The organism is Streptomyces sp. NPDC029292 (genome assembly GCF_055569295.1).
The window spans coordinates 257,449-273,062 of sequence record NZ_JBVHXR010000001.1 but is presented as its reverse complement, the minus strand read 5'-3'; the positions used below and the strand labels follow the sequence as shown (position 1 = coordinate 273,062).

The window sequence follows — 15,614 nt, the reverse complement described above, 5'->3', positions numbered from 1 at the left end:
TACGCGTGGGACAAGTCCAGGGCCGACGTACCGACTGGCTGGAGGACACCATGACGCATCCCTTCCCCGACCCGGTGAAGCCGGGCCCCACCCCGGGCCCGGGACCCGACCGCCCGGCGCCCTTGCCGGAGCCGACCCCGGACCCCGGCCCCCACCCCTCCCCGGAGCCCGTCCCGTCTCCGTCCCCGATCCCGAAGCCGCCGGGCCCCGACCCGGTACCGGAACCGGAGCCCCGGCCAGGACCGATCTCCTGAGCGGCACAGCTGACAGAGGGTGAGATTTTCTCCGCACAAAACTCCATTGCGTGACCACCCGGTCCCTGTCAACGTTGCTCCAGGGGACGCGCACGACGTGGCCCCAGGGGATGCGTGCACGGGGGACGGGGGTCCGCGATGGGGGACGTCGCGAAGATCAAAGACTTGCTGGACACGTCGAGCGCTCCGGACGCATCGAACGGCCCGGAAGCGCGCGTGCCCGCCGCCTGGTACGCCGGAGCCGTCACGCTCCCGGATTCAGGGGAGGCGACGGCTCCGGTGATACAGGAGTCTGAGGCGGTGCCTGAGTGCTAGGAGGGCACCTCCGACCGGTCCCCGCCCCACAGCGTGTGGAACGACCCCTCCCGGTCCGTCCGCCGGTACGTGTGCGCCCCGAAGAAGTCCCGCTGTCCCTGTGTGAGGGCGGCGGGCAGCCGCTCGGCGCGCAGCGCGTCGTAGTAGGCGAGGGCCGCGGCGAAGCCGGGCGTGGGGACGCCCTGGCGGGTCGCGGCGACCAGCACCTCGCGCCAGTCGTCCTGCGCGGCGCCGATCTCCTGCGCGAACGTCTCGTCGGACAGCAGGCTCGGCAGGTCGGGCCGGGCGTCGTACGCGGCGCGGATGCGGTCCAGGAAGGCCGCCCGGATGATGCAGCCGCCGCGCCAGATGGAGGCGACGGAGCCGAGGTCGATGTTCCAGTCGTACTCGTCGCTGCCCGCGGTGATCTCGTGGAAGCCCTGCGTGTACGACACGATCTTCGAGGCGTACAGCGCCTGCTCCACCCGGTCCGCGAAGGCAGCCGCCTCGGACTCCCCGAGCTGTGCGGCCTTCGGACCGGCGAGCCCGCGCGAGGCGGCGCGCAGGTCGGCGTGCCCGGACAGTGAGCGCGCGAAGACCGCCTCCGCGATACCGGACACCGGAACACCCAGGTCCAGCGCGATCTGGACCGTCCAGCGGCCCGTGCCCTTCTGTTCCGCCCGGTCCTGTACGACGTCCACGAACGGCTTGCCCGTCGCCGCGTCCACATGCGACAGGACCTCGGCGGTGATCTCGATCAGATAGGAGTCGAGCCGTCCCGTGTTCCAGGTGCGGAAGATGTCCGCGATCTGCGTGGGGGAGTACCCGGCGACATCGCGCAGCAGCTGGTACGCCTCGCCGATCAGCTGCATGTCGGCGTACTCGATGCCGTTGTGCACCATCTTCACGAAGTGCCCGGCGCCGTCGGGACCGACGTGCGTCACGCAGGGAGCCCCGTCCGCCGCCTTGGCGGAGATCTTCTCCAGCATCGGACCCAGCGACTCGTACGACTCCTTCGAGCCGCCCGGCATGATGCTCGGCCCGTGCAGCGCGCCCTCCTCGCCGCCGGAGACGCCCGTGCCGACGAAGTGGATGCCCTGCTCGCGCAGCGCCCGCTCTCGGCGCCGGGTGTCGGCGAAGTGCGCGTTGCCACCGTCGATGATCATGTCGCCGGGCTCCAGCAGCGGGGCGAACTCCTGGATCACCGCGTCGGTCGGCTCACCCGCCTTCACCATGATCACCAGGCGCCGCGGCCGCTCCAGCGCCGCCACGAACTCCTTCGCGGTCTCGGCCGGCACGAACTCGCCCTCGTGACCGAACTCCTCCACCAGCGCCTTCGTCCGCGAGACGGTGCGGTTGTGCAAGGCGACCGTATAGCCGTTGCGTGCGAAGTTGCGGGCGAGATTGCGCCCCATGACCGCGAGACCCGTGACGCCGATCTGGGCTGAAGTGCTCATACGGTTGGCTCCCATAGCTCCTGGAATCGGTAATGCCGGTCTGCCCGCCAGTATTACGCCGCCGCGACGATGATTCGACGAATCACCGATTCGCCCTCCGCGTACCCTGACGTGCCGAGGGTGAGTACGCACAACGGGCCCCACCTGCCTCAGCGACCCGTGCAACCCGTGGGGATTCCCGGTCACTTGAGGTGCGGGGACGGCTGATTGCCCTCTTGTCATGGCCTGTTCGCAGCACTTAGTTTTGCCGCTCCTGACGCATGTCGAGGGGGCTTCCTCATGGCCGTACGCGGCCGGCACCGCCGGTATCAGCCGAACAGGATCAACCGCGCCTCACTCACCGTCACGGCCGGCGGCGCGGGTATCGCGCTCCCGCTCGTCGGAACCAGTGTCGCCCACGCGGCCGACGCGGGCACCTGGAACAAGGTCGCCGCCTGCGAGTCCAGCGGCAACTGGAGCATCAACACCGGCAACGGCTATTACGGCGGGTTGCAGTTCACCCAGTCCACCTGGGAGGCGTACGGCGGCAAGGTCTACGCGCAGCGCGCGGATCAGGCCACCAAGGACCAGCAGATCGCCATCGCCGAGAAGGTGCTCAAGGGCCAGGGCCCCGGCGCCTGGCCGGTGTGCTCGGTCCGCGCGGGTCTGAGCAGAGGTGGCGACACCCCCGACATCAGCCCCTCCGGCACCTCGACCCAGACGACTCAGACGACCCCGACATCCAAGCGCTCCGTGCGCGACGTACAGCCGCAGACCACACCCCAGTCCCAGGCGGGCACCGCCGAGATGTACACCGTCGTCCACGGAGACACACTCTCCGGCATCGCCGACTCCCGGGACGTCCAGGGCGGCTGGCGGCAGCTGTACGCCGCGAACCGCACGACGGTGGGCTCCGACCCGGATCTGATCCTCCCGGGGCAGCGGCTGAACCTGCGCGGCAAGGCCCCCACGCCCACGGACGGCGCGTCGACGTCCACGCAGACGGAGAAGTCCTCGACGGGCAAGACGACCTCGACGGACAAGGCTTCCTCCACCAAGACCTCCTCCACCAAGACCTCCTCGGACAAGGCCAAGAAGACCCCATCCGTCGTCGCCCCTGTGAACGCCGCGACCGGCACGCCCTACCATGCCGCCGGTTCGTCCTGGTCGAAGGGCTATCACACGGGCGTCGACTTCCCCGTGCCCACCGGCACCTCCGTGAAGGCGGTCGCGGCCGGTCATGTCGTCAGCGCGGGCTGGGGCGGCTCCTTCGGTTACCAGGTGGTGATCCGGCACGCCGACGGCCGCTACACGCAGTACGCACATCTGTCGGCGATCTCCGTGAAGGCCGGGCAGAGCGTGGTGGGCGGCCAGCGCATAGGCCGCTCCGGGTCCACGGGCAACAGCACGGGCCCGCATCTGCACTTCGAGGTGCGGACGGGGCCCGGCTTCGGCACTGACGTCGACCCGGTCGCCTACTTGAGGGCGGGCGGGGTCAGGATTTGACGCGCGTGCGGTGGTGGCTGACGAAGGGCATCGGTAGGTAGGGCCCTCCGTACAGGGCGGCGTAGTAGGGCTCGCCCCCCGGCGCGCCGTCCTGCGACGACGCGTCCTCCACCGCCGGCACCGTCACGGGAACCGGTACGAGGGCCTCCTGTGCCGGTACGAAGACACCTTGCGCCGGTACGAAGACCTCCTGTGCCGGTGCGAAGACGTCCTCACCCGGTACGAAGACGTCCTCGCGGACCGTGGCGACGGCCTGCTCGGGAAGCCCCGCGAGGAGGTCCTCGACGTCGGACTCGGCGGTCGTGAGAGCGACGAGGTCCGACTCGGCCGCAGCAAGGACCGGGGCCGACTCGAGCCCGCCGGCGACGGGGGCCGACTCGGCTCCGGGCTCGGCGGCTTCGGTCGTGCGCCGCGTGCCGGCGAGCCGCTCCGTCGTGAGCAGGATCAGACCGCCCGCTGCGACGACGCCGCAGCCCAGCGCGAGAGTGGTGCCGGTCGTGCCGTAGCGGAAGGTTTCGCCGAACATCGTGATGCCGACTGCGGCCGCCATGACGGGGTTCACGACCGTCAGCGTGGCCAGCGGGGCCGCGAGGCCGCCGCCCCGGTAGGAAGCCTGCGACAGCAGCATGCCGGCCGTGGCGAAGACGCCGATCACGGCGAGGCTGGGCAGATCGGAGAGCGAGACCTGGTTCGTCCAGTCCACCGCGACCGTCTTCGTGAACACCGAGGACATGCCGAAGGCGATACCTGCCGCGACCGCGAGCAGCACACTGCGCACGGCCGGGTGCCGGTGCGCCGCGCGGCCCGCCACCATCAGCGCCACCACCGCGCCGCCCGTCACCACGGCCAGCACGATGCGCTGGGCGTCGCCCAGGGACTGCGAGTCGGACGAGCCGACCAGCGACAGCAGGCCCGCGAGGCCCACCGTGGCCATGATCGCGCCGCGCCAGGCGGTCGCCCCGGCCTTGCGGCCGACGAAGAGGGCCGCCATCGGCAGGGCGAACACGATGGTCAGCGCGCCGAGCGGCTGCACCAGGCTCAGTGGGCCGTAGGCGAGGGCCACCACGTGCAGCAGCCCGCCGAGGCCGTTGAGCGCCACGGCGGCCCACCAGCTCGGCCTGCGCAGCGGTGCGTACGTCTGGTCGGGAGAGGTCACGGCGACCTGCTCCTGCACGATCGCTCCGCCCGCGTACGCGATGGCGGAGACGAACGACAGCAGCACGGACAAGGCGAGGGCGCTCATGAGTCCCTCCTCTGCGTACGGCGGGGGCGCTGTGCCCGGCGCGACGAACGGTCGGCTTCCATGGGAAACAACGATGCCCCGTTAATTAGTTCGCGTCGTCGTACCTGAGCAGGCATTGGGTCCTACTGCCGATGGAGTACGACACGCGCTCTGTCCTCCCCAGGGTGGGCGACACAGGGGGTGCCCCCACTGGTGGAAACCCCTAGGGGGCTTGGTACTACTGCTCTTCGTGGACCTCGACCCCGAACTCGCGGCGCTCGGCGCGCTCGGCGGCTTCTTCGTACTACGCACCGGCGTACCGCCGCGCGGCCCGCTGCCGACGCTCGCGCAGGCGTATGCGGCACCGCGTGTGGACCGCGAAGATGATGTTTACGCGGATCCGGTAACTTTTCGCATTCGAAATGTTACGGAGAGTCTTCGGGCGCCTGAACCGCGTATCGCGGTCTCGGTGGCGCACCAGGCCCTCGCGGCCCGGCTGTGGTCGATCGCGCTCGGCGCCGCCGTGCTGTACGGGCGGGTGCCCGACCTCGATCCCCGACTGCTGCACTGGGATCCGGACGGCAGCGCCCCGGACGACCTGTGGCTGTCCGAGGTGCGCGCCCGGCCCGCCGAGGCGATCGATGAGATCGTACGAGCCGGTCACCTCGCCCCGCTTGCCGCCGCCCTGCGCGCCCGATATCGCATCTCAGCAGGCCTGTTGTGGGGCAACGCGGGCTCCGCCCTGGCCGGCGCCGTACGTCAACTCGACCGCTGGGCACGGGCCAACGGCCGTACGGAGGTGGGCGAAAGGGCCCGTACGCTCGCCGCCGGACTCTTCGCGCATCCCGACCTCGCCGGCACCCTCGACCCCGCCACCCTCCGCCGCCGCAGCTGCTGCCTCTACTACCGCCTCCCCGGTGGCGGGCTCTGCGGCGACTGCTGCTTCGACCGCCCGCCGCGGCCCGCTACCGCCCATTCCTGACGGCCGTGGTCTTCGCGTGGTCTTCCCCAACTGCCCCATCTGAGTGACCATGAGGGGCACCGGCCGCAGCGACAGGGGGTTCTGTGTGCGAGTGGGACTGCTGACCCGGGAGTATCCGCCCGACGTGTACGGCGGTGCGGGGGTCCATGTCGAGTTCCTCGCCCGGGAGTTGCGATCGCTCACGGAGCTGGATGTGCATTGCTGGGGCGAGGGCGGCGCGGGCGGCGTCGTACGCCACCGGCCCTGGCCCTCGCTCGACGGTGCCAACGACGCCCTGCGCACCTTCTCCGTGGACCTGGCCATCGCCGCCGCCCTCGAAGGCCGCGAACTCGTCCACTCGCACACCTGGTACGCCAACCTCGCGGGCCACTTCGGCAAGCTGCTGCACGGCATCCCGCACGTCATGACCGCCCACTCGCTGGAGCCGCTGCGCCCCTGGAAGGCCGAGCAGCTCGGCGGCGGATACGCCCTCTCCAGCTGGGCCGAGCGCACCGCCATCGAGGCCGCGGACGCCGTGATCGCCGTATCCGGCGCGATGCGCGAGGACATCCTCACCTGCTATCCGGCCCTGGACCCGGCCAAGGTGCGCGTCGTGCACAACGGCATCGACACCTCCCTCTACCGGCCGGACCATGGCACGGACGTCCTCGACCGCGTCGGCCTCGACGCCGATCGCCCGTACATCCTGTTCGTCGGCCGGATCACCCGTCAGAAGGGCGTGCCCCAACTTCTGCGCGCGGTAAGGGACATCGACCCGGCCGTGCAGGTGGTGCTGTGCGCGGGCGCGCCCGACACCCCCGAGATCGACCGGGAGTTCCGCGACCTCTATCAGGAACTGAGCGCCGTACGCGAGGGAGTGCACTGGATTCCGCAGATGCTGCCGCGCCCGGACGTGATCCAACTCCTCACGCACGCCGCCGTGTTCGTCTGTCCCTCGGTGTACGAGCCGCTCGGCATCGTCAACCTGGAGGCGATGGCGTGCGGTACGGCCGTGGTGGCGTCGAGGGTCGGTGGGATTCCCGAGGTGGTCGAGCACGGCGTGACGGGCCTCCTCGTAGAGGTGGAGGGGAACTTCGAGGCCAATCTGGCGCTCGCCCTCGACTCGGTTCTCGCCGACCCGGAGATGGCCCGGCGCATGGGTGAGGCCGGACGGGAGCGCGCGGTACGGGAGTTCGGCTGGGACGCGGTGGCCCGGCGCACCGTCCAGCTGTACGAACAAGTCCTCAAACCGGGGTAACCATCGGACAGGCGCAGTTCAGCCGGACAGGCGTACTTCAGCAAAAGGGCCGACCCGGTAACCGGGCGCGGCCCGACCGGGCGTAGAGGGGCGGCGGCATGCGACGCGGTGGACCTTCGGTGCTGGGAATCGTACTTGCGGGTGGAGAGGGCAAGCGTCTGATGCCCCTCACCGCGGACCGCGCGAAACCCGCGGTCACCTTCGGCGGTACGTACCGCCTCGTGGACTTCGTGCTCTCCAACCTCGTCAACGCAGACGTCCTGCGCATCTGCGTCCTGACGCAGTACAAGTCGCACTCGCTGGACCGGCATGTGACGACGACCTGGCGGATGTCGAGCCTTCTCGGCAACTACGTCACTCCCGTCCCGGCCCAGCAGCGGCTCGGCCCGCGCTGGTACCTGGGCAGCGCCGACGCGATCCTGCAGTCCCTGAACCTCGTGTACGACGAACGGCCCGACTACATCGCGGTGTTCGGCGCCGACCACGTCTACCGCATGGACCCGCGGCAGATGCTCGCCCAGCACATCGAGGGCGGCGCGGGCGTGACGGTGGCCGGGATACGGGTGCCGCGCGCCGAGTCCTCGTCCTTCGGGATCATCAGCCCCGGCTCCGACGGTCAGACCGTGCGGGGCTTCCTGGAGAAGCCTGCCGACCCGCCGGGCCTTCCCGACGACCCCGAGTGCGTCTTCGCCTCGATGGGCAACTACATCTTCACCACCAAGGCCCTGATCGAGGCGCTCCAGCGGGACGCCGAGGACGGGCACTCCGTGCACGACATGGGCGGTTCGATCCTGCCGATGCTCACCGACCGGGGCGAGGCGCAGCTGTACGACTTCAGCGACAACCACGTGCCCGGCGAGACCACCCGCGACCAGGGGTACTGGCGCGACGTCGGAACCCTGGACGCGTACTACGACGCCCACATGGACCTGATCGCCGAGCGGCCCACCTTCAACCTGTACAACCGCAGTTGGCCCATCTACACCCACTCCGGGCAGCTGTCGCCGGCGAGATTCAACGCGGGCGGCATCGCGAGTGAGTCGATCATCAGTGCGGGATGCCTCATCCGGGGGCAGGTGACGAGGTCCGTGCTCTCCCCGGGCGTCCTCGTCGACCCGGGAGCCGTCGTCCAGGGTTCGGTCCTGCACGACAACGTCCACATAGGGCGGGGCGCGGTCGTGCGCGGCGCGGTCCTCGACAAGAACGTCGAGGTGCCGCCGGGCGCGACGATCGGCGTCAACCCCGAGCGGGACGCGGAGCTCTACACGGTGTCGAAGGGCGGCGTGATCGCGCTGGGCAAGGGCCAGCGCGTGCCGTAGGGCGCGAACGGCGGCCCCGGTGAGCTGTGGCCCACCGGGGCCGTTGCCATGCCGCTCGACCCGAGGAGCCGGGTACCTCGACCTGAAGAGTCGGGTCCCTCGACACGAAGAGCCGGGGCCGCGCACGACGCGCTGATCCGCGACGCGTTCGGGCGACCCCCACAAGTTGCCCGGAAACCGGACCTCCTGCCCCGACCATGCAGGGAGACAACGATGTCCACCCTCCGGAGGTCTCCCGCATGAGATGGACCAGGCGCCTGCGCCTGTGCACGGCCGGGCTGGTGGCTGCGGCCGCACTGTTCGCCCCGCCCATCGCTCAGGCCGCCGCGCCGAGCGACGGTCAACTCACCGATCTGGTCAACCCGTTCATCGGAACGCAGAACGAGGGCAACACCTATCCCGGCGCCGCCGTGCCCTTCGGCATGGTGCAGCTCTCGCCGGATACGGGGCACAGAACCGGCTACGACTACGCGCAGAACCACATCCGCGGTTTCTCCCTCGTCCATCTGTCGGGCGTCGGCTGCGCCCTCGGCGGCGACCTGCCCGTCCTGCCGACCACCGGTGACGTCACTCGGACGGACTACGCCCAGTACCAGGCCGAGTTCAGCCACGACACCGAACAGGCGAGCCCCGGCTACTACAAGGTCGGCCTGAAGACCGGCATCGACGCCGAGCTGACGGCCACCGCCCGCACCGGCGTGCAGCGCTACACCTTCCCGGCCACGGACAAGGCCAACGTGCTCATCAACGCGGGGCAGTCGCTGCACAAGAGGGTCTCCACCAAGGTCGAGATCCTCGACAACCGGACGGTGCGCACGGCGATCACGGGCAGTGGCTTCTGCCGGGCCACCGAGCCGTACACCGTGTACACGATCACCCGCTTCGACCGGCCGTTCACGACCTCGGGCACCTGGAACGGCGCCACCGTCACCGAGGCCTCCAAGACGTCCGTGAGCACGGGACGCAACGGCGCCTTCGTCCGCTTCGACACGACCAGGGACCGCACGGTCGAGGCGATCACCGCGCTCTCGTACGTGGATGCCGGCGGTGCGGCGGTCAACCTCCGTTCCGAGGGCGGCCGTCCGTTCGACACGGTCCGCAGCGAGGCCCGGCGCGCGTGGGAGGCCCGGCTCGACGACGTACGCGCCCAGGGCGGTGGCGACACCCTGCGCCGCACGTTCTACTCGTCGCTCTACCGGTCCTTCCTCGCGCCCAACATCGGCAGCGACGCCGACGGCCGCTACGCCGGCTGGGACCGGAAGATCCACCGTGCGCAGGGCTTCACCTACTACCAGAACTGGTCGCTGTGGGACACCTACCGCACCCAGTCCCAGCTCCTCGCCCTGCTTGCCCCGCGTGAGTCGCGCGACATGGCGATCTCCGTCATCACCATCGGCGAGGAGAGCGGCTGGCTGCCCAAGTGGGGCTATGGCGCGGTCGAGACGAACATCATGACCGGTGACCCGGCCACCCCGTTCCTCACCAACGCCTATCAGCAGGGACTGCTCAAGGGATACGAGCAGCGGGCCTACCGCGTCCTGAAGAAGAACGCCGACGGCGTGCCGCCCGCCGGCTCGCCCGCGGTCGGCCGCGAGGCCAACAAGGAGTACATCGCGCACGGCTTCGCGCCCTACCTCAAGGGCCGCCCGCACACGAAGCTCGGCCACTCGGACTACGACTACGGTGCGTCCGTGACGCTGGAGTACGCGCTGTCGGACGCGATGCTCGCAGAGATGGCACGGGACCTGGGACACGACGCGGACGCCGCGCGGTACGCGGCCCGTTCCCGCAACTACCGGAATGTCTACGACAGTTCGACCGGGTTCTTCCGTGCGCGCGATGCCTCCGGAGCCTTCTCGGGACCGGCGGACCCGGCCAAGAGCGTGGGCTTCCACGAGGGTTCGTCCTGGCAGTACCAGTGGCTCGTGCCGCAGGACCTGCCGGGCATGGTCGATCTGATCGGCGGCAAGCGGGCGGCCAACGACCGGCTCGACTCGTTCTTCGCGTACGACCAAATGCTGAAGGACCCCGCGAAGACCGCCCGCGAGGTGTGGGTCAACGGCCCGTACGACTACTACAACGCGGACAAGTACAACCCGCAGAACGAGCCCGACCTCATCGCCCCCTACACGTATCTGTCGACCGGTCAGCCGTGGAAGACGACCGATGTGGTGCATGCCGCGCTGACCCTGTTCACCGACGCGCCGACCGGAATGACCGGCAACGACGACCTGGGCACGATGTCCGCCTGGAACGTCCTGTCGTCGATCGGGATCTTCCCGGTGCAGCCCGGCTACGACACATGGGGCCTGTCGACGCCCGTCTTCGAGCGGGTCGACCTGACGCTCGACCGTGGCTACTACCCGCGCGGTTCTCTGACGGTCACGGCTCCCGGCACCTCGGACAGCGACCGGTACATCCAGTCGGCCCGCGTGGACGGATCCCCGTACAGCCGTACGTATTTGACGACGGACGCGCTGCGAGGCGCCGGCTCGCTCTCCTTCACGGTCGGCGCCGAGCCGTCCGACTGGGGGACGTCCGCCGAGGCCGCGCCACCCGCCCTGAACTGACCGTAGACGCCCCTCGGGGCCCTTGAGGCACTCGAGCCCCGCCCCTCCCACCGAGGGGCGGGACTTAATCTGCTGTTAACTGAGCGTAGCTTGATCGTACTTGACCGTAATCGGTTGTCGGCGATTGACTGCTTGCTCACCTGTCGTCGACGCGAGAGCAAAGCTTTTGAAATCTGACCTGCTCGCACCACTCGACCTGGCGTTCTGGAACATCGAGTCCGCCGAGCACCCCATGCACCTGGGTGCTCTCGGCGTCTTCGCGGCCCACTCGCCCACCGCGGGCGCGCACGCCGCCGACCTGCTCGCGGCCCGCGCGGCCGCGGTTCCGGGGCTGCGGATGCGGATCCGTGACGTATGGCAGCCGCTGGCCTACCCGCTCACCTCCCCGCTGGCCTTCGGCGGCGCGGCCCGTGAGCCTTCGCCCGACTTCGAGCCGCTCGACCACGTCCGGCTGCACGCGCCGACCTCGGACTTCCACGCGGTCGCGGGCCGGCTCATGGAACGCCCGCTGGAACGCGGACGCCCGCCGTGGGAGGCGCACGTGCTGCCCGGTGAGGACGGCACGTCGTTCGCCGTGCTCTTCAAGTTCCACCACGCGCTCGCCGACGGACTGCGGGCACTGACGCTCGCCGCGGCGATCATGGACCCGATGGACATGCCGGCGCCGCGCCCGCGCCCCGCCGAGCCGTCGCGGGGCCTCTTCCCGGAGCTGCGCAAGCTGCCGGAGCTCGTCCGCGGCACCCTCTCCGACGTGGGCCGGGCCCTCGACATCGGCACCTCCGTCGCCCGCGCGACCCTGGGTGTACGGTCCTCGCCCGCCCTGACCTCGGAGCCCACCGGCACCCGGCGTACCGCCGGCGTGGTCCTCGACCTCGACGACGTGCACCGCGTCCGCAAGACCGTCGGCGGCACCGTCAACGACGTCCTGATCGCCGTCGTCGCGGGCGCCCTGCGCAACTGGCTCGACGAACGCGGTGACGGCAGCGACGGGGTCGCGCCCCGCGCCCTCATCCCCGTCTCCAGGCGCCGCCCGCGCGCCGCGCACCCACAGGGCAACCGGCTCTCCGGCTATCTGATACGGCTCCCCGTCGACGACCCGGACCCGCTCGGACGGCTGCGCGCGGTGCGCACCGCGATGGACCGCAACAAGGACGCGGGACCGAACCGAGGCGCCGGAGCCGTCGCGCTGCTCGCCGACCATGTGCCACCGCTCGGGCACCGGCTCGGCGGGCCCGTCGTCGGCCAGGCGGCCCGGCTGCTCTTCGACATCCTGGTCACCAGCGTGCCGCTGCCCAGCCTCGGTCTGAAACTCGGCGGCTGCCAGCTCGCCGAGGTCTATCCGCTCGCCCCGCTGGCCCGCGGGCAGGCGCTGGCGGTGGCCGTCTCGACCTACCGAGGCCGCGTCCACTACGGGCTCGTCGCGGACGCCGAGGCCGTACCGGACCTCGGTCTGCTGGCGCGCGCCCTGTCCGAGGAGGTGGAGACGCTGACCGCCGCCTGCGCCCTCTGAAGACCGTTGATCACCTCGGGTTTGGTTCCGCGCACCATTGCTCCGTAAAATTCCGCCTTCGAAAGCGAGCGCGGTTCGAGCGCGGCGCAGAACCCGAGGAACGGCAACGGCGATGACGGTGACAGAGGACAGCCAGGCGACCCCCGCCGTGGACACGGCAGAGGTCGCGGAGGCCTCGTACGGCCCCGGTATCGACTCGGAGCGGCTGGCCGTCTGCCTCAGCGTGCTCGACGAGCTCGAGAAGATCGACGTCGACCACCCTGACGCCGTCGCCGTGCGCCGCGCCACGGCGGGCGTCTACCGGACGGTCAAGCAGCGCCGCCGCCAGGAGCGCCGGGCCGCCAAGACCGCCCACGACAAGGCGGTCACCGAGGCCACGGCGACCGGCTCCGCCCAGCGCATCGACGACGAGACGGAGGGCATCCTGCCCTCGTCCGTGACCGAGGCGGGCGAGATCGCGGGGATACTCCAGCGCCCGCGCTCCTGCTACACCTGCAAGACGCGGTACATCGAGGTCGACTACTTCTACCACCAGCTCTGCCAGAACTGCGCCGCCGAGAACCGGGCCCGCCGCGACGCCCGCACCGACCTCACCGGCAAGCGCGCGCTGCTCACCGGCGGCCGCGCCAAGATCGGCATGTACATCGCGCTGCGGCTGCTGCGTGACGGCGCGCACACCACGATCACCACGCGTTTCCCGAACGACGCGATCCGCCGCTTCAAGGCCATGCCCGACAGCGACGAGTGGATCGGCCGCCTGAAGATCGTCGGCATCGACCTCCGTGACCCGGCGCAGGTCGTCGCGCTCGCCGACTCGGTCGCCGCCGAGGGCCCGCTCGACATCCTGATCAACAACGCGGCCCAGACCGTGCGCCGCTCCCCGGGCGCCTACAGCGAGCTGCTCGCTGCCGAGTCGGGCCCGCTGCCCGCCGGTGAGCTGCCGCCCGCCGAGGTCATCGGCACCTTCGGCTCCGGCGCGGTGGCCGCGCTCCCGGTCGCCGGGGGCGGCGCGCTGACCGCGCAGGACGTCACCGACCTGGCCCTGGTGTCCGGCTCCGCCTCCCTTGAGCGGATCGCGGCCGGTACGGCCATCGACGCGGGCGGTCTCGTGCCCGACCTGCACGACTCCAACAGCTGGATCCAGTCCGTCGAGGAGGTCACGCCGGTCGAGCTCCTGGAGGTTCAGCTCTGCAACTCCACCGCGCCGTTCATCCTCATCAGCCGCCTGCGTGCGACGATGGCCGCCGCCGAGGCCAAGCGCACCTACATCGTGAACGTCTCCGCGATGGAGGGCGTCTTCAACCGCGGCTACAAGGGCGCGGGCCACCCGCACACCAACATGGCCAAGGCCGCCCTGAACATGCTCACGCGCACCAGCGCCCAGGAGATGTTCGAGAAGGACCGCATCCTGATGACCGCCGTCGACACCGGCTGGATCACCGACGAGCGCCCGCACCCCGACAAGATGCGCCTCGCCGACGCGGGCTTCCACGCCCCGCTCGACCTCATCGACGGCGCGGCCCGCGTGTACGACCCGATCGTCCGCGGCGAGCAGGGCGAGGACCTGTACGGCGTCTTCATGAAGGACTACGCGCCCGGCAAGTGGTAGCCCCGTCGGTCCGGGCCCTCACTCGCGGGTGAAGGTGCCCAGGCCGTCCTGGTCGAAGGCCTCGACGATCACCTTCGACGCCTTCGCGCCGTCAGAGCCGACGGTGAAGGTGACACCGGACAGCCCGGTCGCGTTCTCCCCGACGGTCCGGAAGCTGAAGGTGTCACCGGCGAAGTGGGTGAGACGGAACTTCGCGTGCTGCGGGCCCAGGCTCATTGTCAGCTCGCCCTTCGCGGCGGTGACGGTGAGCGGACCGTAGAAGTCGTTGGCGTACGTGCCCGTGTACACGTCGTCGGAGCGGGCCGCGGCCGCGTCCTGCGGGGGCTTGGTGTAGTCGGTGGGGGAGCGGCCCTGCTGTTCCTGCTGCTGGTACACCTGGTCGACCAGGGTGCGCCAGTCGGCCGTGGGTCTGCCGTACTGGGCGGTGTCGAAGAAGTCGAGCGCGACCGAGTCGGCGAGCCCCGCCGGTGCTCCGTTGGTGAGCACGGTGATGCCGAGCTGCTCGCCGGGCAGCATCGTCACGTTGGTGTTGGCGCCGAGTTCGAAGGCGCCGGAGTGGCTGAGGCGCAGCCGGCCCTGGTCGTCGTAACTGACGTTCCAGCCGAGGCCGTAGAAGCCGGTGCGGCCCGCCGGGGCCTGCGGGGGCTGGGCGACGATCTCGGGGAGGTGCGTGCGCTCCAGCGGTCCGGCGGCGATGATCTGCTTGCCGTCGAGTTTCCCGTTCGCGAGCTGCAGACGCATCCACGTGGCCATGTCGCGGGCCGTGGAACTCGCCCCGCCCGCGGGCGACTGGGCGTCGGCGTCACGGACGTACTTCGCCTGCCAGGTGCCGTCCGCATTCTGCACATGGGTGGCGGCCTTGTCCTTGGCCTGGTCGTAGCCGACGAAGCGGGAACTGGTGTGGTTCATGCCGGCGGGGCCGTAGAGCGTGTCCTCGGACAGCTTCTCCCAGGTCGTGTCCTTCGCGTTCGCGACGGCCTGGCCCGCCGCGGTGACCCCGTAGTTCGTGTACGCGTAGCTCGCGCGGAACGGGGTCAGCGGCTCGTACCGCAGGTGGTCCAGGATGTACGTCCGGTCGTAGCCGAGGTCCTCCAGGAGGTCTCCGGCGTGGTCGGGCAGACCGCTGCGGTGCGCGAAGAGATCGGCGTACGTCACATGCTCGCTGACCCAGGGGTCCTTGAGCGCGAAGCCCGGCAGATGCCCCGCCACGGGGTCGTCCCAGGCGATGGTCTTGCCGCCGACGACACCCGCGACGACCGTCGAGGCCAGCGGCTTGGACAGCGACGCGAGCTCGAAGACGGTGTCCGGGTCGACGGCCCCGGACTGCCCGACCCGTCGTTCGCCGAAGCCCTTGAGGTAGACGACACGGTCCTTGTGGACGACGGCCACCGCGACGCCCGGAACGCCCGTCGCCTTCATGCCGTCCTGGACGATGCGATCGAGCTTGCCGACGGCGTCGTCCACGTTCGTCTGCGTGAGCTGCGGTGGTGGCTGGGGCGGTGGCGCGGCGGATCCGGAGGCGGTGTAGCTCGCGGAGAGCAGGGCGGCCGCGGCGGCTGCCGTCAGCACTGTCCTTCGGCGGTGGAGCGCCGTCCTTCCGTGGTGTGTCGCCTGTCGCCGAACACCCATGGTCACCATTGAACGCGCGGTCCCTGTCTTTGTCCTGCCGAGAGAG

10 protein-coding genes are annotated in these 15,614 nt (G+C 70.4%); 7 read left to right on the top strand and 3 right to left on the bottom strand.

All coding sequences use genetic code 11. The features are described from left to right. Positions 1-565 precede the first annotated feature (565 nt). Positions 566-2,005: an NADP-dependent phosphogluconate dehydrogenase gene (gene gndA / locus ACZ4WS_RS01300; protein ID WP_467976085.1), complete on the bottom strand. Its 1,440-nt coding sequence runs from the start codon at positions 2,003-2,005 to the stop codon at positions 566-568. A gap of 279 nt (positions 2,006-2,284) precedes the next feature. On the opposite strand from gndA, the gene ACZ4WS_RS01295 reads away from it, so the two are divergent. Next, entirely contained in the window at positions 2,285-3,490 is a 1,206-nt protein-coding gene (locus ACZ4WS_RS01295; RefSeq protein ID WP_467976084.1) for a transglycosylase family protein, read from the top strand. Here the strand turns inward: ACZ4WS_RS01295 and ACZ4WS_RS01290 are convergent. Further along, positions 3,480-4,733 carry a DMT family transporter gene (locus ACZ4WS_RS01290; protein ID WP_467976082.1) on the bottom strand — a complete coding sequence of 418 codons (1,254 nt, stop codon included), beginning with the start codon at positions 4,731-4,733 and terminating at the stop codon, positions 3,480-3,482. The genes ACZ4WS_RS01295 and ACZ4WS_RS01290 overlap by 11 nt on opposite strands. A gap of 211 nt (positions 4,734-4,944) precedes the next feature. Between ACZ4WS_RS01290 and ACZ4WS_RS01285 the strand changes: the two genes are divergently transcribed. The 6 genes from ACZ4WS_RS01285 (at position 4,945) to ACZ4WS_RS01260 (ending at position 13,939) form a co-directional block, all read left to right on the top strand. Then, the gene (locus ACZ4WS_RS01285) at positions 4,945-5,694 is read left to right on the top strand and encodes a (2Fe-2S)-binding protein (RefSeq protein WP_467976080.1); all 750 of its coding nucleotides are present in this window, start codon (positions 4,945-4,947) and stop codon (positions 5,692-5,694) included. An 85-nt stretch (positions 5,695-5,779) separates the two neighbouring features. Further along, positions 5,780-6,931, top strand: a complete 1,152-nt coding sequence (gene glgA / locus ACZ4WS_RS01280) for a glycogen synthase (protein WP_467976078.1) — start codon at positions 5,780-5,782, stop codon at positions 6,929-6,931. Between the two features lie 98 nt (positions 6,932-7,029). Next, positions 7,030-8,250 (top strand): glucose-1-phosphate adenylyltransferase, encoded by a 1,221-nt coding sequence (gene glgC / locus ACZ4WS_RS01275; RefSeq protein ID WP_467976076.1) that lies wholly within the window; start codon positions 7,030-7,032, stop codon positions 8,248-8,250. A gap of 239 nt (positions 8,251-8,489) precedes the next feature. Next, entirely contained in the window at positions 8,490-10,820 is a 2,331-nt protein-coding gene (locus ACZ4WS_RS01270; protein WP_467976074.1) for a GH92 family glycosyl hydrolase, read from the top strand. Positions 10,821-10,986: 166 nt separating this feature from the next. Further along, a complete protein-coding gene (locus ACZ4WS_RS01265; RefSeq protein WP_467976073.1) occupies positions 10,987-12,330 on the top strand; it encodes a wax ester/triacylglycerol synthase family O-acyltransferase in 1,344 nt (447 codons plus the stop codon). Between the two features lie 112 nt (positions 12,331-12,442). Continuing rightward, a complete protein-coding gene (locus tag ACZ4WS_RS01260; protein ID WP_467976072.1) occupies positions 12,443-13,939 on the top strand; it encodes an SDR family NAD(P)-dependent oxidoreductase in 1,497 nt (498 codons plus the stop codon). A gap of 18 nt (positions 13,940-13,957) precedes the next feature. On the opposite strand, the gene ACZ4WS_RS01255 is transcribed toward ACZ4WS_RS01260, so the two are convergent. Then, on the bottom strand, positions 13,958-15,577 hold the full coding sequence (locus ACZ4WS_RS01255; protein ID WP_467976070.1) for a serine hydrolase: 1,620 nt from the start codon (positions 15,575-15,577) through the stop codon (positions 13,958-13,960). Positions 15,578-15,614 lie beyond the last annotated feature (37 nt).